This is a genomic window from Methylosinus sp. LW4 (genome assembly GCF_000379125.1).
In the GTDB taxonomy this organism is placed as follows: Bacteria; Pseudomonadota; Alphaproteobacteria; order Rhizobiales; family Beijerinckiaceae; genus Methylosinus.
Genome location: NZ_KB900627.1, coordinates 122269 through 142746, shown reverse-complemented (window position 1 = coordinate 142746; position 20478 = coordinate 122269). Strand labels below are relative to the sequence as shown.

The 20478-nt window shown below is 63.4% G+C and carries 13 protein-coding genes and 4 pseudogenes; 8 read left to right on the top strand and 9 right to left on the bottom strand.

Going from position 1 to position 20478, the window contains the following annotated elements:
• Positions 1-387 precede the first annotated feature (387 nt).
• From nifB to METLW4_RS0120330, 3 genes and pseudogenes are all read left to right on the top strand, one after another.
• Positions 388-1314, top strand: a pseudogene (gene nifB / locus METLW4_RS25550) (nitrogenase cofactor biosynthesis protein NifB); the annotation flags it as partial.
• Between the two features lie 24 nt (positions 1315-1338).
• Positions 1339-1532: pseudogene (locus tag METLW4_RS27135) on the top strand (4Fe-4S binding protein).
• Positions 1533-1591: 59 nt separating this feature from the next.
• Positions 1592-1909, top strand: a complete 318-nt coding sequence (locus tag METLW4_RS0120330; protein ID WP_245258541.1) for a HesB/IscA family protein — start codon at positions 1592-1594, stop codon at positions 1907-1909.
• Positions 1910-1924: 15 nt separating this feature from the next.
• Here the strand turns inward: METLW4_RS0120330 and METLW4_RS0120325 are convergent, their stop codons facing one another.
• The 3 genes from METLW4_RS0120325 to METLW4_RS0120315 form a co-directional block, all read right to left on the bottom strand.
• Positions 1925-2857 (bottom strand): LysR family transcriptional regulator, encoded by a 933-nt coding sequence (locus tag METLW4_RS0120325; RefSeq protein WP_018268073.1) that lies wholly within the window; start codon positions 2855-2857, stop codon positions 1925-1927.
• A gap of 101 nt (positions 2858-2958) precedes the next feature.
• Positions 2959-3369 carry an HPP family protein gene (locus METLW4_RS25545; RefSeq protein ID WP_198290229.1) on the bottom strand — a complete coding sequence of 137 codons (411 nt, stop codon included), beginning with the start codon at positions 3367-3369 and terminating at the stop codon, positions 2959-2961.
• A 73-nt stretch (positions 3370-3442) separates the two neighbouring features.
• Entirely contained in the window at positions 3443-4645 is a 1203-nt protein-coding gene (locus tag METLW4_RS0120315; RefSeq protein ID WP_026191676.1) for an NAD-dependent formate dehydrogenase, read from the bottom strand.
• A gap of 1189 nt (positions 4646-5834) precedes the next feature.
• Between METLW4_RS0120315 and METLW4_RS0120310 the strand changes: the two genes are divergently transcribed.
• The 5 genes and pseudogenes from METLW4_RS0120310 to METLW4_RS26670 all read left to right on the top strand — a co-directional run bounded on the left by METLW4_RS0120310 (position 5835) and on the right by METLW4_RS26670 (position 11714).
• Positions 5835-7988 (top strand): TonB-dependent receptor, encoded by a 2154-nt coding sequence (locus tag METLW4_RS0120310; protein WP_245258503.1) that lies wholly within the window; start codon positions 5835-5837, stop codon positions 7986-7988.
• A gap of 2 nt (positions 7989-7990) precedes the next feature.
• Positions 7991-8869, top strand: a complete 879-nt coding sequence (modA, locus tag METLW4_RS0120305) for a molybdate ABC transporter substrate-binding protein (protein WP_018268070.1) — start codon at positions 7991-7993, stop codon at positions 8867-8869.
• Between the two features lie 391 nt (positions 8870-9260).
• Positions 9261-9614, top strand: a complete 354-nt coding sequence (locus METLW4_RS0120300; RefSeq protein ID WP_083919334.1) for a TonB-dependent receptor domain-containing protein — start codon at positions 9261-9263, stop codon at positions 9612-9614.
• A gap of 354 nt (positions 9615-9968) precedes the next feature.
• A pseudogene (locus METLW4_RS25540) lies at positions 9969-10720 on the top strand (IS110 family transposase).
• A gap of 280 nt (positions 10721-11000) precedes the next feature.
• A pseudogene (locus METLW4_RS26670) lies at positions 11001-11714 on the top strand (hypothetical protein).
• Positions 11715-11720: 6 nt separating this feature from the next.
• Here the strand turns inward: METLW4_RS26670 and METLW4_RS0120280 are convergent.
• The 6 genes from METLW4_RS0120280 to METLW4_RS0120255 are packed head-to-tail and all read right to left on the bottom strand — an operon-like array spanning position 11721 to position 20394.
• Positions 11721-13139, bottom strand: a complete 1419-nt coding sequence (locus tag METLW4_RS0120280; protein ID WP_043333397.1) for a TolC family outer membrane protein — start codon at positions 13137-13139, stop codon at positions 11721-11723.
• Positions 13140-13170: 31 nt separating this feature from the next.
• Positions 13171-14031, bottom strand: a complete 861-nt coding sequence (locus tag METLW4_RS0120275; RefSeq protein WP_018268064.1) for an efflux RND transporter periplasmic adaptor subunit — start codon at positions 14029-14031, stop codon at positions 13171-13173.
• A complete protein-coding gene (locus METLW4_RS0120270) occupies positions 14000-15997 on the bottom strand; it encodes a preprotein translocase subunit SecA (protein ID WP_018268063.1) in 1998 nt (665 codons plus the stop codon). The genes METLW4_RS0120275 and METLW4_RS0120270 overlap by 32 nt, the downstream gene beginning before the upstream one ends.
• Entirely contained in the window at positions 15990-18137 is a 2148-nt protein-coding gene (locus METLW4_RS0120265) for a PqqD family protein (RefSeq protein WP_018268062.1), read from the bottom strand. The genes METLW4_RS0120270 and METLW4_RS0120265 overlap by 8 nt, the downstream gene beginning before the upstream one ends.
• Positions 18138-18146: 9 nt before the next feature.
• Positions 18147-20036, bottom strand: coding sequence for an efflux RND transporter periplasmic adaptor subunit (locus METLW4_RS25525; protein WP_018268061.1), 1890 nt, complete (start codon positions 20034-20036; stop codon positions 18147-18149).
• A gap of 37 nt (positions 20037-20073) precedes the next feature.
• Complete coding sequence (locus METLW4_RS0120255; RefSeq protein WP_018268060.1) at positions 20074-20394, bottom strand: DUF3467 domain-containing protein; 321 nt, start codon at positions 20392-20394, stop codon at positions 20074-20076.
• Positions 20395-20478 lie beyond the last annotated feature (84 nt).

Sequence of the window (20478 nt, the reverse complement as noted above, 5' to 3'; positions counted from 1 at the left end):
CACCAGAGCATCCACCTCTGCGCCGTGAACCAGATCAGCTCGCTGGATCGAAAAGTGGCGGCGATTTCATCCATCAAGGGATGATAGAGTCCGACCTCGCAGAATTCATTGAATTCCTCGCTAATTATCTGCTCACGTCGGCGCCAAGAGGACGAGACTACCGATATCCTCACTGCCCAGCTTGCCGCGGCACTTCGAATAGAGGCGCCGCGCCTCGTTCGTTTTCCCCGCAAACATGCGCAACCAGCGCGAACCCGAAACGCGCCCGGACATCGCCCAAGCGAGCGCTATGTATCTCGAAGGCTGAATTAGCTTTATTTCGTACCGAGTGAGGTGAAGCATGCCGAGATTGCTCATAGTTGCGCTCGCGCTGCTGCTGTCGAGCGCGACCCGGAGATCGGCGCGAAGATCTATCCTTGGGTCTTCTATCGGCACAAGCGCTACACGGGCCTCGAAGCCGCGCGCATTCTGCATGAACGGCAGATGCTCGGCCTCGAGATGCTGACAGCGCGCGGCGTGCTGGTGAAGGTCAATTCGGTGATGATCCCCGGCGTCAACGACCGGCATCTCATCGAGGTCAATCGTGCGGTCAAGGCGCGCGGCGCTTTCCTTCACAACATCATGCCGCTCATTTCCGACGCCGCGCATGGCACCTATTACGGCCTCAACAGGCAGCGGGGCCCGACGGCGCAGGAATTGAAGACCGTGCAGGACGCCTGCGAGGGCGGCGCGAAAATGATGCGCCATTGCCGCCAATGTCGCGCCGACGCCGTCGGCCTGCTCGGCGAGGATCGCGGCCAGGAGTTCACGCTCGACAAGCTGCCGGATACGATCGAGATCGATTTCACCCAGCGCGACGCTTATCGCGAGGAGATCGAGCGCAAGCGGGAGGCGCATCGCAACGCCAAGGAGGCGGCGGCTCATCTCATCGAAAAAGTCGCCTCGCCCGATCTTCGCGCGCTGACTGTCGCCGTGGCGACCAAGGGCGACGGCGTCATCAATCAGCACTTCGGCCATGCGCAGGAATACGAGGTCTATCGCGTGGACGGCGCTGGCGTGCGCTTCCTCGGCGCGCGCAAGATCGACGATCATTATTGCCAGGGCGGCTTCGGCGAGGATTCTGCGCTCGGGGGCATCATCGAGATGCTGCGCGATGTCGATGTCCTGCTCTGCGCCAAGATCGGCGGCTGCCCGAAAGCCGAGCTGAAAGAGGCCGGCATAGAGCCGAGCGACGATTACGCCTTCGATTTCATCGAGCCCTCCATCGCCGTGCTCTATGCGAAGCGCCGCAAGAATGCGCCCGCCGACGCCTGACCCCTGAAACGATAGGAAAACACCATGGCCTTCAAGATCATCGCATCGCAATGTTCCGCCTGTGGCGCTTGTGAGTTCGAATGTCCCAATGCAGCCATTCGCACGAAGGGCGACACCTATATCATCGAGGCGTCCAAATGCACGGAATGCGACGGCGACACGCCGCGCTGCGCTGCGCCGACGTCTGCCCGGTCGAAAACACCTGCGTCAAAGCCTAAAAAAGGAGCCGAAAATGCTGGTGCTGACGCGTCCCGCCATAGCGGCGATCGAAAGCTCGATGAAGACGAATGATAAGGCGGACCATGGCGTTCGCATCATGGCGGAAGCCGGCGGCTGCTCCGGCCCCAACTACGCCATGCGCTTCGAGGCGGCGCCGAAAGATCACGATGTCATCATCGAGATCCGCGACATCCGAATCTTCGTCGACGAGCCGTCGATGGACATTCTCCGCGGCGCGACGGTCGACTTCTCCGAGGACGAGGAGAATTACGGCTTCAACTTCATTCTCGACCCGCAGGAGACGCCAACGTCGTCCTGCAGCAGCGGCGGCAATCGGGAAGCGGGCCACTCCTGCTCCTGCAGCCGCCCGAGCTGACGAGGAGCGCCGGGATTACCGTGTGATCTCGGCGCGCTCGTTCGCGCTCGAGAAATCGAACCGCGCGTCGAGGTCCATGCGTTCGGTGACGGACCAGATCGCCGACACGATCGGCGACGTCGGATCATTGTCGAGCGTGACGATCCCGATCTTCCGGTGGAGCTCGGGCGTCAGCGGAACGACCTTCAGCTCCTCGCGCTTGTCGAAATGTGCGAGGAGGCTGTGCGGCATGATGCTGCAAATCTCCGTGCAGAGCACATTGGAATAGAGCGCGAAGACGGAATCGGTCTCGACGACTACATGAGGCCGCGCGCCGGCCCGCTTGAAGGCGGCGTCGATTATGCGCCTGTTCTGCATATTGCGCGTGAGCAGGCATAGCGGCAGCTCGGCGGCTTCCTTCCAGCTCAGGGACGAGCGCGCGCCGAGCGCCGCTGCGTCGCGCGTCAGCAGCACGTAGCGCTCGCGGTAGAGCGGCAGCACGCGAAAGCGGTCGAGATTCTGATCCTCGAGATAGGTCACGCCGATGTCGAGCTCGAAATTCTCGAGCTTTCGGATGATCGCTTCATTGCTCATCGATTGCAGCAATTGCGTCAAATCTGGATAGGCGCGCCAATAGGGGCCGGTCAGTAGCGACATGACCGGCATGGTCGTCGGAATGGCGCCGATCCGCAGGCTGCCGCTCAATCGCTTGCGGGAGAGAGACGCCTCCTGCCGCAGCCCGTCCCAGGCGACGAGTGTCTGCCGCGCCCAGTTCAACAGGCGCTCGCCGTCGTCGGTGAACCCGACGAATTTATGCCCGCGCTCGACGATGACGACGCCGAGCTCCTCCTCGAGATGTCGGATCGCGGCGGAAAGCGCCGGCTGGGACACGCAGCAAGCTTCGGCGGCGCGCGCGAAATGACGTTCGCGCGCCAAGGTCACGAGATAATCGAGTTGCCGAATGAACATGACGAGCGCCGCTGACCTCTCGCGCGCTCAACGAGAAAGCGACGTCTCGCGCGCCAAACGATTGTAGAGCAGGCCGAACCAGATGATCAACACGGCGCCGGCTAGGGTCGGCGCGAGCAGAAAGCTCCAGGACGGATGCGTCGAGAAGATATGACCGGATTGGAGCCCGCGGGCGGATGCACGGTCTTTGTCGCCATCATCGCCATAATTCCAGCAGCGACCGCGAGAGCCATCGACCACGGGGTCGCGTCCAGCAGGGTGAGGCAGACGAGGCCGATGAAGGAGGTGAGCGCATGCCCCAGTATCACATTGCGAGGCCGCGAGAAGGGCAGGTCCGGGAAGCCGAAGACGAGCACGCAGGTCGCGCCGAAGGAGCCGAGCACCAAGGGCTGGTTCAGGCTTTCACCGAGCCAGCCGAGCAAGAAAATCAGCGCGAATCCGCCGACTCCTGCGGCGATGATCGGCCGACCGTCCTGGACGATGCGCTCTTTTATGACTTTCAGCCGGCACATATTCTCGCCCTATGTCTGCGGACGCCGACGCGCGCGAAGCGGCCGGCGTCCACACGTTTCAAAGCAAAGCGGCTCACGCCTTCTCGAAGCGGGCGGCTTCTTCCGAGCCGCCGGTGGCGTCTCCCTCGCTATAGGAATGCGCGCCGACGCCGGCGAGCTTTCCGCCCTGAACGACGAGATATTCGTTCCGAATGGGACGCTTCTCGAAATAGCTTTCCAAAATCTCCCGCACGCCCGCGGCATAGCGTGTCTGCGCCGAAAGGCTGGTGCCGGAGATATGCGGCGTCAACGCATGGTGCGGAGCCGTGCGCCAGGGATGATCCTTGGCCGGCGGCTGTGGGAACCAGACGTCGCCCGCATAGCCCGCGAGCTGGCCGCTCTCGAGCGCGCCGACCAGCGCGTCGCGATCGACGAGCTTGCCGCGCGCCGTGTTGACGAGATAGGAGCCGCGCTTGAAGAAATTCAACGTTTTCTCGTTGATCATATGCTCCGTTTCAGGATGCAGCGGGCAGTTCAATGTCACGACGTCGCTGATCTTCACGAGGCTCTCGAGATTATCGTGATAGGTCAGATCGAGTTCTTCCTCGACCGCGCGCGGCAGGCGATGGCGATCGAGATAATGCAGCCCGACGCCGAAGGGCTTCAGCAGGCGCAGCACGCGCAAGCCGATGCGTCCGGCGGCGACCGTGCCGACCTGCATGGCCTCGAGGTCATAGGAGCGCGACACGGCGTCGGCGATGTTCCAGCCGCCCTGCAGGATGATGTTGTGGGACGGAATGAAATTGCGCACCAGCGCCAGAATCGACAACACCACATGCTCGGCAACGGCGTTGCTGTTGCAATAGGTGACTTCCGCGACGGTGATATTGTTCTCGATCGCCGCTTGCAGGTCGGTGTGGTCCGAGCCGATGCCGGCAGTGACGATCAATTTGAGCTTCTTCGCCCTGGCGATCCGCTCGGCGGTCATATAGGCCGGCCAGAAGGGCTGGGAGATCACGATTTCCGCGTCGGGAAGCTCGCGGTCGAGAACGCTGTCCTCGCCGTCCTTGCTCGAGGTGACGACCAGCTGATGGCCGTTGGACTCGAGGAATTTGCGCAGGCCCAATTCGCCCGAGACGCTGCCCAGAAGCGCTCCCGGTTTGAAGTCGATCGCCTGGGGCGTCGGCAGCGTCTGTCCGTCGGGATAGATTTTCGGCTGCGGGACGTCGTCGCGCGCGTAAGAGGTCGGATAGCCGCCGACCGGATCGTCGTAAAGGACACAGACCACCTTCGCCATATGCGTTTCTCCCATTTTAGATGGACGCGCGGCGACCCGGCCGTAGACGTCGCGCAGGGGCGACATTTCATTTCGAGCGCCGAGGTGTCTATTCGTTCCTGCGGATGCGTCGATAGGCGAAGATTATGATCGCCTGCGACCATCGGACGACGTGGGGCTTTTGCGCGCGGACATCGTGGACGGAAAGCGCGCAGCGACGGCGCGTTCTCGCGTCGATTGCAGGATCGTGGGCGAAGGAGAGGGCGTATCGAGGTCGAAGCCACAAACGAGCCCTCGCCGGGCTTCGTTTGTGGACTTCGATGCAACCCGGAGCGAAGGGCCTGTGGCCGGTCCGGGAGGGGCGCGGACCGCATGATGCGACTGACGCCGACAGTAGCCTGAGCTAGTGTCTCGGAAACGCGGACGAGGCCGCTGACTTCCCGTCTAGTAAGAGCATGACGCAGCGTCCAATCGGTTCCTTTTATCAGACGATAATGATAGCTTATCACCCCCTCTACGAAGCGTTATTGCGGCGCGCTCCAGCCGCCGTCACGCCATACAGAAAAAATCGGACGAGGGGTGAGCAATCGACCAGGATGTTCTTACTATGCGGGCGAGGTCGTCAATTGCCAGCAGTTAGATTCTGTAGACCAACCACCGAGACAGGCAGGAGCGCGCGAGTCTCGGTGCCGCAGAGATCATTCGCGAGAAATGGGGAGTGATGAAGAGGATCCGTGCGCAGCCCCCCTCGGACACGATCACGAAACCTAGAAATACGATGTCCCGTTGAAGGCGACGCGCTTTCATGCCACGTGAGAGCGAATTCACCCGCGTCCCGCTTCGTTTAGGTCTTCCGGCATTCACTAGCCTCACTCTCGTCAATCCGACCAGCGACCCCGCGTTCGCAGGTTCATTCCTGGCACAAGCCACTCGAGCCGCATTGCCGATGATCGCGCCGCGAAGGATGAGGTCATTTCGGTGGAAATCGAGCGCCGGCTGCAAGACGCTGGCCTCATCTATCGATGCTCAAAATTTCGTCAGGCTGCATTTTTTATGTATTTGAAATACATAACTACCGGACTTCTTATGCGCTGTAGACCGAATCGAAGGTCTCGCAGACAATAAGGAGCGTATGCGGATGGAAGCTTCAACCGCCATGTCTATCGAGGGCCTCCCGCAGGGCGCTCGACAAAGGACGAAGGCGCTCCTTTTGAGGAACCATGTACGGCGCGGCGCGCTCCGAGTTTTGATCGCCCATGTCAGCGTTGCCGCGCTTTCGATCTCGGTGGCCCGCGCGCAGGATGCGCCGACCGAGCTTCCGGCCGTCGACATCGCCGCTGGCGTCGGCGCGGCGACGGACGCCGCTACTGTGGAGGGCGGTTATCGCGTGAAGGCGGCCTATGTAGGGCCGTTCGGCGACCGGGCCCTCGTCGATACGCCGTTTTCGATCGACGTCGTGCCCGCCGATCTCATGAAGAATCAGCAATTGCTCAGTCTGCGCGAGGCCTTTCGGCTCATTCCTTCGGTGCAAGGCGAAAACATTCGTCCGCAGACGCGCGGCATGCAAGCGGGCGTGGTGCAGAACACACGCATCGACGGGTTGAATATCGCGGCGACGACGGATTATCCGCTGGAGCAGTTCGAGCGAATCGAAGTGCTCAACGGCTTGTCGAGCGCGATCTATGGTCCATCCAATCCAGCGGGCACATTCAACTATGTGCTCAAGCGGCCGACCGAAAAGCCGTTGCGTGAAGTCACTTTTTCCTATCTGTCGCAGAGCGCCTGGCTCGGTCATGCCGATCTCGGAGGCTTTCTCGACGACGAGCGCCGTTTCGGCTACCGGGTGAATCTGCTCGAGCAGAATGGCGAGACCTATGTCGATGGTAGCCAGTCGAAGCGGCAGCTGGCGAGCGTTGCTTTCGACATTCATGCGTCGCCCAGCACTGTTCTCGAAACCAACGCCAGCTTCTACAATTTTGTGACGAAGAATCTGCCCGGCACATTCGCGCTCGGCCGCAACGCCACGATTTTTCCCACGGCGCCCGATCCGACTCGTCCAGGCTATGGCCAGCCTTTCGGCGGTGACGACAATCAGACGGCGATCTTCAGCGGCAAGCTGCGTCACGACTTCGATCAGAACTGGCGCCTGACATTGGGGCTGCTGCGTCAATCCAACGATCGCGCTTCGACTGTTCCAACCAACACTTTGACCGACAATCTCGGAAGCTACACGACAACAGCCGCGACAACCACATTTTCCTTGGACACTCTGCTCAGCAATCAGGCCGCCATCAATGGCCGCTTCCTCACGGGCCCTCTCTCGCATGATTTCGTCATCGCCGAGAATGGCTTCTTTTGGGACCGCTATCGCCCCTATGTTCTCGGCCCGATCACGCTCGGCAGCGCAAGTCTCGCCAATCCCGCTCTATTCGCCGCGCGCTCCTTTCCCGACTTCAAGAACCGCTTTTTGTCGGTCGAGACCTCTCAGCATTCGATCACCATCGGCGACGTCATCGGCCTCAACGAGCTATGGTCGGCGCAATTCGCTCTGTCGCAGAGCTGGATTCACGCGCGAAACCTGAATGCCGCCGGGGTGACGACCAGCACCTACGACACGAGCGGCGTGAGCCCGACGGCGAGCTTGATGTTCAAGCCGACGCGCAATCAGACCGCCTATGCCACCTATTCAGAAAGCCTCCAGCAGGGCGACACCGCGCCCAATGGCGTCGCCAACGCCGGCGCCATCCTCGCGCCTTACCGCGCCAGACAATGGGAGCTCGGCTATAAGATCGATCTCGACAGCGTCGATCTGCGAGCGGCCCTGTTCCAGATCGAACGGCCCTACGCCTATACGGTCAACAATGTTTATGGCGTCAACGGAAAGCAGATCAATCGCGGAGTCGAGCTGACGGCGTCTGGAAAGGCGACCGACGATCTCACCATCTTCGCGGGCTTGTCGCTGCTGAATCCGAGGCTGTATGACACCGGCTCGGCGCTGACGAACGACAAGCAGATACTCGGCCTGTCTCATGTCGCGTTCAACATTTTGATGGATTATCAGATCCCGTTCGTTCCGGGCCTCGCCGCCAACGCCAATATCAATTTCGCCAGCAGCCGTCCCGGCAATTACGCGACCACGACCTATGTCGATGGATATGCCGTCGCCGATCTCGGTTTGCGCTACAGCACACGCGTGCTCGACCGAGCGGTGACATGGCGGCTCAATGTCTACAATATCGCCAACGCCCATTATTGGGCGAATGTCGCACCGACCGGCCAAAACGGCTACAACAGCACGGACTTCGGCACGGGCACGCTCGGCGCGCCGCGAAGCTTGCGTCTTTCCATGCAGATGGAGCTCTGACCATGCCGGTCTCATCCATCCGGCGTTTCGTCATTCTGTCACTGCTCGTTCTGCCGCTCGCGCCATGCGCGGCGGAGGAGGCGCCCGGCGGGACGCCGATCCACATTCATGCGGCGGGCAGCCTCGGCGGCGCATTGCGCGCCATCGCCGCCCGCTACCAGCAGGAGACGGGCGAGACGATCGCCATGGTCTTCGGCCCTTCGGGCCTGCTGCGCGAAGGCATAGAAAAAGGCAACGAAGCCGATCTTTTCCTCTCCGCCGATCGGCAGCACCCACAGCGTCTCGCCGCAGAGGGCAAGGCGGCGTCGCCTGTCGTTTTCATCCGCAACTCGCTCTGCGCCACGGCGCGCGCCGATCATCCGCTGACGAAGGCCCAGCTTCTGGACTATATGCTCGATCCCGCGACGAAAATCGGCACATCGACTCCGAAGGCCGATCCGGGCGGCGATTACGCAATGGCTCTATTCGCCAAAGCCGAGACCGTGCGTCGGGGCGCCGAGCAGATACTCCGCGAAAAAGCGCGCGCGCTCGTGGGTGGCGCCCCTCCCGCGCCGGCGCCGGCGCAGACCAACGCGAATGTCCCACAGAGCGAACCCGCGCCGACAAAGAAATTCCTTCTCGATGGAACGGTCGACCTTTTCATCGGCTATTGCAGCCGGCGGGAGACTCGTCCCGACCCTGAAGTCGTCACCGTTCCCGTCCCGGAAGCGTTGGCCGTGCGCGCCGATTACGCCCTGGCGTTGCTGCGCGACAAATCTCCTGAGCGGCAGGCTGCGGCCGCGCGCTTCGCGCTGTATCTCATGACGCCCAACGCGCAGGCGATCTTCGCTGATTACAATTTCGTGCCGGTTGCGGCGCTGTCGGAGTTTCGTGCACGGTAAGTTCTTGCCTCACTCGGTGAAAGCCTATGCCGAGTTGCATTGTCGGCTGTCTACTTTCGATTCAGAAAGCGAGAAGCACAAGGCTCAAGTCGCAGCGCCGTTTTTCGGCGCGATTGGCGCTGCTCGTCGCTTTCGGCCTCAATCGCGGCCGCGCGCGATGGGTCCGCCGGCCGTCATCCGGAAGCAAGACGGGCCACGAGACTTTCAACCGGGCAGCAGGATATCCGACGCTGCAAAGAGTCCGCGAAATCCGAGGAAGGAGGACAGTCGCTTGGTCCAGGACGGGGCAACCGCCTCGCTCGAAACGGCGAAGGTGTAATTCTGACCCGGAGGAGACCCATTCCTCCCGCATGCCAACGTCCCGTTACGCCGAAAGTCGACATTCCCGGATCTGGCGCTTCTTGGCGATTGCGGAGAGTGGAGCCCCCTGAACCAAGGCTCCATCTGGGTCAAATATTCCGGGCTCGAGCAATTGAGCGGTTTGACCCTCGGCGGCGGCGTCATCGCGGTCGACGAGCGCCCGGGCGACAATGCAAACGATTTCACTGTGCCGGGCTATGCGCGAGTCGACACTTTCGCATCGTATAAATTGCCTCTCCTGGCGCCCTATCCGAAAACGACTATCCAGCTCAACGTGAACAATCTGTTCGATGCGCGATATTTCGAGGGCACGACTTTCGGGCGCTACGCAATCTACCCAGGCGCGCCGAGGTCGTTCACTCTGTCGCTTCGCGCCGAGTCCTGAGCCATGGCTCGTTTAGCTGCGCAGGGCTTCTCACTGAAAAATCCCTCCCCTCGCCCGAGCGCTCTTGAGCGCGACTCCCGTCGCGTCTGGATTCTACTGCATTGCTGGGTCGGCCTCGTCACGGCAGGCTTTCTCATAGTCGTCGGATCGACCGGGGCTCGGCTCGCCTTCTATCGCGACGCCCTTAATTGCGCGAATCCCAGCTGGTTGTTTTTCGACCTGTTAAAGCGCTTCACGTGTTTTTGGAATCGCGACCGATTCCCAATTTGAAGGGATTGTGATTATGGGATGGCCCGCCCTTCTCGCGACGATCGGGTAAGATCGCCGTTGGTATGAAGAGAGACGAGCGGACCCATGGATATCGTGATTGTCGGCATCGATCTTGGCAAGAACTCATGCAGCCTCGCGGGTTTGGATGCTGCGGGGCGAGTTGTTTTGAGGCGACGAATGCGGCGCGATTCGCTGGAAAAATTTTTCAGTGGGCTTGGTCGTTGCATTGTCGCGATGGAAGCATGTTGCGGCGCTCATCATCTCGGTCGGTTGTTCACGGCGCGGGGCCACGAGGTAAGACTGATGTCGCCGGAATAGGTTCGTCCCGACGTCACAGAAGAACGACGATCTCGACACTGAGGCGATCGCGGAAGTCGCCACGCGGCCGACAAAGGGTTTCGTGCCGGTGAAGAGCCAGGATCAATCCGCGACGCTTGATCTCGATACCCGGGATCGGAACGATCAACGCGACGGCGCTGGTGGCGGCCGTCGGCGACGCAAAAGCATTCGAACGCGGGCGCGATATGGCGGCATGGCTGGGCCTGGTTCCACGGCAAATGACGACCGGTGGAAAACCGCGCCTGCTCGGCATCAGCAAACGCGGCAATCGCTACTTGCGTAAGAATCTGATCCATGGCGCCCCGGCGGCGTTGCCTTACCTCATCGAGCGCGAGACACCGCTGGGTCGGTGGGCGCGCGGCCTTTTGGAACGAGCGCACAAGAACGTCGTCATCGTGGCCTTGGCGAACAAGCTGGCGCGGATCGCGTGGGCGGTGCTGGCGCACGGGGGCAACTACGATCCCCCAGTTCGAAGCAATGGCAGCCTAAAGGAATAGCCCGACCCGCGCTCATCAAGGGCGCTCGGGTCATAGAGGTCTGCGTAAGGTGACAGAAGATGGCGTGACAGTCGAACGGCGCCTTGAAAACCTGGACTATCGAACGGCCAAAAAGGCCGGTGTGATTATGAGGATCGAGCCGTGCGGATATCCATCTTGGCCGGGTCAACAGCCCGAGACCGGATACGTTGAAGCAGACTGATCAGAGCCAGATGAAAGCCACCCTTGCAGACGGGCGGGCCATACGTTCAAGATGCCGGCTGGGCGGAGGCCGGCATCTATGGTTCGACCTCTCTCCAATGATCTTCGCGAGCGCGTCGTCGCCGCTTCGGCGGCCGGCGAGAGTTGCCGTTCTGTTGCGCAGCGTTTCGGCGTAGCGGCGTCATCTGTCGTGAAATGGTCGCAGCGTCTTCGATCGACGGGTTCGGTGGCTCCGGCCAAGATCGGTGGGCGTCGCAAGCCGACCCTGGAGCCGCATCGAGCCTTCATTCTCGAACGGATCATGCAGACGCCGCATCTGACATTGCACGGATTGAAAGACGAGCTCACCGCGCATGGCGTGAAGGTCTCTCACAACGCCGTGTGATGTTTCTGCGCCGGGAAGGCCTCTCGTTCAAAAAAACGCTGTTCGCCCTCGAGCAGGCGCGTGACGACATCGCTCGCAGGCGTCGACGCTGGCGATCATGGCAGCAACGCCTCGACCCGCAGCGCCTCGTCTGCATCGACGAGACCTGGATCAAGACAAACATGGCGCCGCTGCGCGGCTGGGGGGCCAAAGGCGTGCGCCTACGCGGTTTCACTCCCCACGGTCACTTCGCCCGATCTCAACCCGATCGAGCAGGCCTTCGCCAAGATCGAGCACTGGATGTGGCAGGCCCAGAAGCGAATGATCGACGACACCTGGCGTCACATCGGCAGCCTCGTCGAAGCGATCGAGCCCGGCGAATACGCCAACTATCTTGCAAACGCCGGATACGCTTCCGTCAAAATGTGAAACGCTCTAAGGGGTTTCCAGCCCGATCCAGAGCTCGCGTATCTGCTCCAGATTTTTCGCCGGATCATATCGCTCGACATCGAGATCCAAGCTCTCGGCGGACAAGCCGCCGACGCCTGCGAGAACGGCGCAGGCGGCGACGACGCGATCATGCTGCGCCGAGACCATCTTCACGCGCGCGTCGAACAGCGCCTGCTGCGCATTCAGCACATCGAGAAACGTTCTCTGGCCGAATTCCGCCTCGTTGCGAATTTGCCGGAGAGCCCGCTCCGAGGAGCGCACCACCGTTCCGCCATAATGCAGCGCCGCATTGGCGGTCGCCAGCCGGCTGTAGCTCGCGGCGAGCTTGGCGCGAACGACGCTGCGCTGCGCCGAGACATGCGCCTGCGCCTGACCGAGCTGCTGCTTGGCTTGACGCACCGCGGAATATTCGGCGCCGCCATCATATAATGGCACGTTGAGCGTTCCCGTCACCTGCGCGGAAAACTGCCGCGTGCCGGGATAGCCGAGATAAGAATCATATTGCTGGAAGACTTGGCCGCCCACGGAGAGCGACGGCATGAGCGCGCCCTCGGCGACCTTCACCGCCAATGACGCGACATCCACTTGATGAAGAGACGAGATCACCTGCGGATGCAAGGCGACGGCCTGCTCGACAGCGCGCTCGGCTGTCGCCGGCAGATCGCGCTCGCAGCCTTTCGCCGGCTCGAGCCGGTCGGGCGCGCGGCCAATCACCTCCCTATATTCGACGATGCTGGCGCGCAGCGATTCCCGCGCGGCCACATGATCGGATTCGGCTTGCGCCAGCGCCGCCTCCGCCTGCGCGACATCGGCGATCGTCGCCATTCCCATTTCGGCCCGATCGCGCGCCACGCGCAGCTGCTCCATCAGAACAGCCCGATTGTGCTTGCGCAGGCCGAGCGCGGCGGTGTCGCGCAGCACGTCCATATAGACGGTCGCCGCATGCAGCAGCACTTCCTGCTCCGCGGCCAGCAGAGTCGCGCGCGCGGCGAGCACGCCGGACTCCGCCTGACGCGTGGAATTATCGGAACGCCAGCCATCGAACACGGTCAGCGACAGATTCAGCGAGCCGCTACGCGGATGCCCGAAATTCTCATCATTTGTGTAGAGGCGATTGCGAAGCTGATCGCGGCCCCCCGGCTGACGCACGCTCGACTTTTGCGGACCGGCGCTGAAAGACGCATTGGCCTTCGGCCGATGTCCCGCCGCCGCCTTGGACACATCCTCGTCGCGAACCCGCACGACGGCGCGCTGCTCCTCGAGATCGGGATTATTGGCGTAAGCCGCGGCCAAGGCGCTCTTCAACGTCTCCGCGCGACTGTCTTGCGCCGCGAGCGTCAAGACGCATGACACCAAGGCGCAAAGGACCCGCGCGCGGCGACGATCGGCGAGATCGTTCTTCATGGCGTCGCCATCCGATGCGCTCGCGCTGCGGTCATTTCGCATCCCTCTCACGCGCCGCTTCGTCGAATTCGAGCTTGCAGCGTTGGCCGCCCGGCAGGCGATTGTCCGGGTTCGGCAATAGAAGGCGCACGCCGAATGTCGCGCTCGCCGGATCGAAGACGCGATCGATCACCGAGACCGTCGCGGCGTGGCTCCCGCCGATAGGCTCGTCCGGCGCGACCATGATGGTCTCGCCGATCTCGATCTTCGGATACATGGCGACCGGGAGAAACGCCTCGACATGCAGCGGATCGAGATGCACGACGCTCATGATGAAAGTGTCCTGATGGACGAACTCTCCCGGCGACAGCTTGCGCTCGGCGATCACTCCCGCAATGGGGCTGCGAATGGTCCTTTGCTCGAGCACGGCGCGCGAGCGCTCCACCTCGAGCTCGGCGAGCCGCAATTCCACCTTCTCGCGCGCCAGATCTTCTTCCGCGACGCGCATATCCGCTCTCTGCTCGTCGAATTTGTCGCGCGTGACGCTGTTGCGCGCGAGCAGCTCTCGCGCGCGACCCATGCGCGCCCGGCTGAGCGTCAGCCGCGCGGCCTGAGCCTCGACGCGCGCTGCGCTCGCGGCGCGGGCTTTGTTCAATTCGAGCGTCGCGGCCTCGACGCTCGATTCGAGCCGGGCCACCACTTGGCCGGCGGCGACGACGTCTCCGCGTTCGACGAGCACCTCGGAAACGAGCCCCGCCGTCGGGCTGCCGAGCTTGACGGTCATCGTCGGATCGATGACGCAATCGAACCGACGGCCGTCGGCGCGCGCCGCGCCGCATGCCGTGAGAGCCGCCGCGACGACGACTGCCGCAATCGCGCGGCTATTCCGATTTTCCTGTGAAGGCGAGCGCATGATCGAGAGTCTCGTCTCTGTCCAATAATTCGCGACGCATATGAGCATGAAGCCGCTCCGCGCGACGTTGCGCTGTACGAAGAGCCAAACGCGCAGGCCATGACCGGCCGGCTCGAATCATTACGTACATTAGGTACCGTTCGAGGTGTAAAGCGTTGGTGTCCGTCAGAGCGTCCTCGAGCGACAAGATCGCTTGAAAGCAGCCGCGCTGTCCTTGTCGCGCGCAGCGTCCGGCGAGTTGGCGATCGATTCTGCGCGCATCGTGAAGCTCCGACATGATGACGTGCAATCCGCCCAATTCGTTCACATCGTCGTCGAGCTTTATGTCGGTCCCACGGCCCGCCATGTTCGTCGCGACGGTGATGCGGCCGCGTCGCCCCGCGCCGGCCACGATCTCCGCCTCGGCCGCGTCCTGCGCGGCGTTGAGAACGACATGCGGCAAGCCCGCCGCGGCGAGCGCCTCGCTCGCTCTGCGCGATGTGGCGACCGATCTCGCGCCGAGCAGCACGGGCGCGCCCCGCCGATGATGCTCCGCGACCGTCTCCGCGACCGCGCGCCATTTCTCCGCCTCCGTGGCGAAGATGCGATCGGCTCGCAGCTCGCGTCGCGAGGGCCGGTTGGTCGGCACGCGCGCGACGGCGAGGCGATAGACGCTCCACAGCTCGCCCGCGACCTCCGCGGCCGTGCCCGTCATGCCGGCGAGCCGCTGATAGCGTCGAAAAAAGCGCTGATAGGTCATTCGCGCGATCGTCGCCCGCACGCCCGAGATCGCGCAGCCTTCCTTGACCTCGATCATCTGATGGAGCCCGTCGCTCCAAAAGCGATCGGCCATGACGCGGCCGGTATGCTCGTCGACGATCTCCACCTTCCCGCCGCGCACGATGTAATGCTCGTCGCGATGGAAGAGGCGCAGCGCCGTGATCGCCTGAACCGCCCATTCCTCGCGTTGCGCCGTCATGCGCCAACGGCTTCCGAGCGGCTGCGCCAATTCGGCGAGCAGAGCGCGGCCGCTCGCGGTCAGCTCGACCCGACGCTCGTCGAAGCGGATCGCGAAATCGCGTCCTTCGCTCATCCGCTCGGCGAGCGCCAGCGCATGAGCGAACTCCTCGCGCTCGGAGGTCGATTGCAGCTCGCGCGAGAGAATGAGCGGCGTGCGCGCCTCGTCGACGAGTATGCTGTCCGCCTCGTCGACGATGGCGAAGTGAAGGCCCCGCAGCAGGAGATCACGCTCCGGCGCCGCCGGCGCCGCGAGCCGCGCGAGCTTGTGCCGGAGATCGCCGCTCCGCCGCCCGAGCGCCAAGCGGTCCCGCAAATAATCGAAGGCGAGGGTCTTGTTCGTGCAATAGGCGATGTCGCAGGCGTAGGCCGCCGCTTTTTGCTCGGGCGCCATCTCCTGCGTGACGACGCCGACGCGCAATCCGAGAAATTCATAGAGCGGCCGCATCAGATCGGCGTCGCGACGCGCGAGATAGTCGTTCACCGTGACGACATGGGTCGGGAGTCCCGCCAGCGCCGCGGTCGCGGCCGCCAATGTCGCCGTGAGCGTCTTGCCTTCGCCGGTGTCCATCTCGGCGATCATTCCGCAAAGGAGAATATCGCCGCCGATCAGCTGCACGTCGAAGTGACGCATTCCCAGCACGCGGTCCGACGCCTCGCGGATCACCGCGAATGCTTCCGCGATCGCCTTCGGGTCGCGCGCGCGACAGCGATACAGCGATTCACGCAGCGCTCGGCCGCGCAGGCGCAGCTCCACGTCGGAGAGCGCGCGCAGCTCCGCCTCATGCGCGGCGACGCGCTCCACGACGCCGCCGGCGCCGCGCCCGGCGAACCAGCCGATCGCCGGCGCAAAGCGCGCCGCCGCCGCTTCCGCCGCGCGTTCCAGCGCACCCGATCGCGGCCAGCGGCGCTCGGGATAGATCCGCGGACGCGGCAGGGGAGCGCGCGCCGGCGCGGACGCCTCAGACACCGAACTGTCTCAGCAGCAATTGGCGCGCAGCGCGCCAGATGCGCCCAGCGACCGGCTCGGCGCCGTGATCGAAGCGCACATAAACGCGCTCGCCTATGTTCATCCGCGCCTCTTGCGGCGGGACATGAAGGTCGAGGTGAAACTGCGTTTCGAGCGCGCGCGGCGCATCGGTCTTGGTCGGATCGATCGCAATGTCGCCGCCGCCGCGCTTGCTGAGCGCGAGGCTCGGCAATTCGTCCAGAGCCGCCGGCGCCTGGCGCGCGACGACGGCGGGGATCACGCGATCGACGCGATCGACGAAGCGGACATCCACCTTCATCGTGCGGCTGCGCACGAGATCGATATCCGATTGCGGAACCACGACGCGCACCACCGGGTCGCCTTCCGCGATGACATAGCCGAGCAGATCGCCCTTCTTTAAAAATTTTCCGGGAAGGTCCGCAGCGCGCGGCAGGATGAGGCGGCCGGAATTCTCGGCGATGATCTCGAGATCGGCCATGCGCCCTCGGTTCAGCGTCAAGGCGCCTTCGAGACGACGCAGCTCCTCGCGGAAAATATTGGCCTGCACGAGATCGGAGCTGGCGACGGCCTCGAGCCGCAGGCGATAGGCCTCCGTCTGCGCCTCCAGCACCGCGGTCTCGCCGGCGAGGATCGGGTCCGCCAATGTCGCGACGCGCGTTCCGGCTTCGACAGGGCGATCCTCGGCGACGAGCGCGTCGATCACTTCTCCGTCTGTGCGCACGCGAAGCGTGGACTTCTCCGGCGCGACGACGACGCCCTGCGCCATGGTCGCATAAGGAGCGGGAATCACAGCGGCGAGGATGACGAGCGCCGCTGTCCCGAGGCCGCAGGCGAGAAGCGCCCGTCCACGCACGCTTCGCAGCTGCGGATCGGCGAGGAGCCGGCCGAAGCCTTTCGCGAGCGGCAGCGCGACGCCGGTTGTGAGCCCCCAGAGCGCGAGCAGAATGCCGAGAATGAAGAAGCGCGAGCCGATGAACAGAGCTATGCCGAAGGTCACGGTCATTCGGTAGACGAAGGACGCGGCCGCATAGGCGAGAAGCCAGCGCGCCTCGCCGGGCGCCGTCGCCGGCGAGGCGATATGCGCGAGGCCGAAGATGTGACGCTGCAGAAGATAGAGCGCATAGGCGTTGGCGCGCGCGCCGAGATTGGGAATCTCGATCAGATCGGCGAGAATATAATAGCCGTCGAAACGGAGCAGCGGATTGCCGTTGACGAGCAATGTCGAGGCGCTGCCGATCAGCATGACGTCGAAGGCCGCCGCGCGCACGAATCCTTTCTCGACGAGCGCCCAGACCATCATCGCCACTGCGGCGAGGAACATTTCGACCATGATCCCCGCCGCGCCGACGATGATGCGGCGCCGCTTCTCCTGAAAAGCGGCCGAGGCGGAAGCGTCGACATAAGGGACCGGCATCAGCACGAGCAGCATGACGCCGAGCTCATGGACCTCGCCGCCCCAGCGCGCCGTCGCCATGCCGTGGCCGATCTCATGCAGCGCCTTGACGAGCGGATAGACCAGCAGCAGAAGAACGATATTCTCCGCGGAGAGAACGCGATCGGCGACATTATGGGTGAGCGCGGTCCAGCTCACGCCGGCGAGCGCGAGCCCGATGGCGATCGTCGCGAGCCAGAAGCCGAAGCCCCACCAGCTGAACAAGACTCTGCCGAGCGGCGCCGCCGCAGCGAGGAAGCGCTCGGGATCGATCAGCGGAATACGGATCGCCAGCGGATTGCGAATGTTCTGCACGAAGCTTCGACGACTGTGCCGATCGGCTCGATGCGCCAATTCGTCCATGTCCGGCGGAACGTCGCCGATCAGCAGATCCGCGGCGTGGACCTGGGCGAGAAGACGAATGGTCTCATCCTGCGTCGGCTGATCGTCGCCATAGCGCTCGCCCATCATCTCCCAAATCTGGTCGATGGTGCGGCGACCGTCCATGAGGCAGACGATATGATGCGCCAAGGGCGAGAGGCGATGAAATTGGCCATTCTGCCGATCCTGCAGAACATACCACAGCTGGCCCCTATGCCGCTGGCGATAGATGCGCGCATGCGCGCGCAATCGCGGCTTGAGATCGGCGACGCGATACCAGGACGAGCTGCGCAGCGGCGCGACCATTGGGCGCTCCTAAGCCAGCCATCGCCAGGACCAGACCTTCAGCCAATCGACCAGCGATCGGGTCCAGATCCAGCCGATGCGTCTGCGGCCCGCATCCACTTTTCCGACGCCTTTCATGCCGGGCCGCAGCTTCGGCGAGCTCGCCCGCAGCGCGGCCTCGATGCGGAACGTATTCGCGCCTTCATCGGCCTTCGCCACAGGCGTGATTTTTTCAACCGTGAGCGGGAAGGTCTCGTTCGGGAGCGCGGCGATCAGCAATTCGCCGCCCGCTCCGTTCACAATCTCATTGACCTGCGATTCGTCGACATCCAAAACGACCCGCCAATCGTCGAGCGGCGCAATCTCGAACAGGAGCTGCCCGCGCTGGACGGCGGCGCCGATGGACTGGCTGAGATCGCCGGAGACGACGAGGCCGTCGAAAGGCGCCTGCAATTTCGTTCGCGCGAGCTGCTCGTCCGCGAGCTTGATCTGCGCCTCCGACTCCTGCATCTCGGCGCCGAGCACGCGCGCGTCGGCGCGATTGCGCGCGCCGCCGGCGCGCTCGAACTCATATTGCTTCTTCTGTCTCTCCGTGACCCAGCGCAAGCGCTCGAGCGCGAATTCACGATCGTCGAGAGTCGCCAGCAGATCTCCGCTGCGCACCTCGTCGCCGGCGCGCACATGCGCGTCCTTGATGAATCCGTTGAATGGCGCGACGATCGCGCGCTGTACCCGGCCCTCGATCACGGCGTTGGCGCTCACGCGATAGACGTCGGTCACGAGAGAGAGCAGCAGGCTCGAGGCAACCAGCGCGAGCGCTGCGAGCTTGCGTCCGACATGGCCCGGCCCGACGAGATCATGCGCCTGCGCGCGAAGCGACTCCCACGCCTTGAGGATCAGCCAGCGATCATCGCGGCGGCGAATGTCGAGCACGGGACCGAGAGCGGAGGCGAGACATTCGAGAAACGCGATCTCCTCCTGCTCGAACGGCCGGTCCTTGCCGCGCTCGAAGGTCAAGGCCCCGACAAACTGATCCTTAGCGAACATGGGCGTCGTCAGAATGGCGGCGCAGCCATGCGCCTCGGCCAATTCGCCATGCGCGCGGACGATCGTCGAATCTTCCGGGCGCGACGGATAGAGGACGATTGCGTGCTGATCGACCGCCTCATTCATCGCGCCGTTCAAGAGCCGAACGAGATTGAGGTCTTTTCCGAAATGCGCGCTGTGGGAGATCGCGGCGACGCGCACGCCCGATTCTTGCGCGAAGCCGATGCTCACGCGCTCGCAGGCATGGAGCGACGCGAGCTCGGTGACGCAGGCGCGACAGGCGGGCGCGAAGCCCTCCTCCTCGAGCGCCAAGGCGAGCATGTCGAGAACGCCGGTCACGCGGCGCAGACGCTGCGTCGATTCGGCGGCGGCGTCCATGCGCAGACGCTCGCGGACCCGCGCGACGCCCCATTGCAGCTGCCGCGCCGCGAGCCGCGCTTGCGCCGAGCCATCGCCTTGAATCTCGATGGCCGCGGCGCCGAGAATTTTGTCGTCGATGATGATGGGATAGGCGATTTGCGCGACCGGCGATGGCGCGCCGGAGTCGAGGGCGGGCTTGCTCACCACGCCGCGCCGCTGCGTGACAGCGAGGTCGATCGTCGAATGAAGGCGCGAGACGGCGTCGACGCCTTCCGGCCATGAGGCGATTTTTCGATTGCCGCTATGGCCCCGCAGAGCGATCGCGCCGCAGATCGCAAAGGAGATCATTCCGCATTGCAGCGCCAGCCATGCGGCGAGAACAGCGTCGAGATCGGCGGCGTCGTCCAGGCGCTTCCAGAGCGCCTGCTCGAGGACGGAGACGCGCTCCTCGTCGAGCAGCCGCGCTCTTTCAGGGGGCCGCGGGCCGCCGACCCCCTCTGTGCTCGCGAGCATTGTCACGCGTCACCACCGCGCCAAAGGTGCGGCGCGCTCAGCGCCCGTCGATTTTCAACGCGCCGTGACGACTCTCATATTCCTTGAGAACGCCGGCCAGCGCGACGCTGAGGCGCTTGGCCGCATGAGGGCTGAGAATGACGCGATCGGTCAATTCGACATGCACCTGACGTTCGTTGCCGATGTTCCAGGTCTTATTGGTGCCGAAGAACAGATCCACCTGCTCGAGCGTGCTCTGAATGTTCACGACATTGGCGAAATGCGTGACCATGTTGCGATCGTCCCAGAGCACCGCCGACTGACGGGCGCCGTCTGCAATATCGGCGGCGGGCTGCACATTCGACTCGACCTGATCCATAACCACACTCCGTTTTGAAAAACGAGCACGCTCTACTTCAAGAATCTAAAGCGCAGGCCACGCTTCGCATCATTCTATGACGAA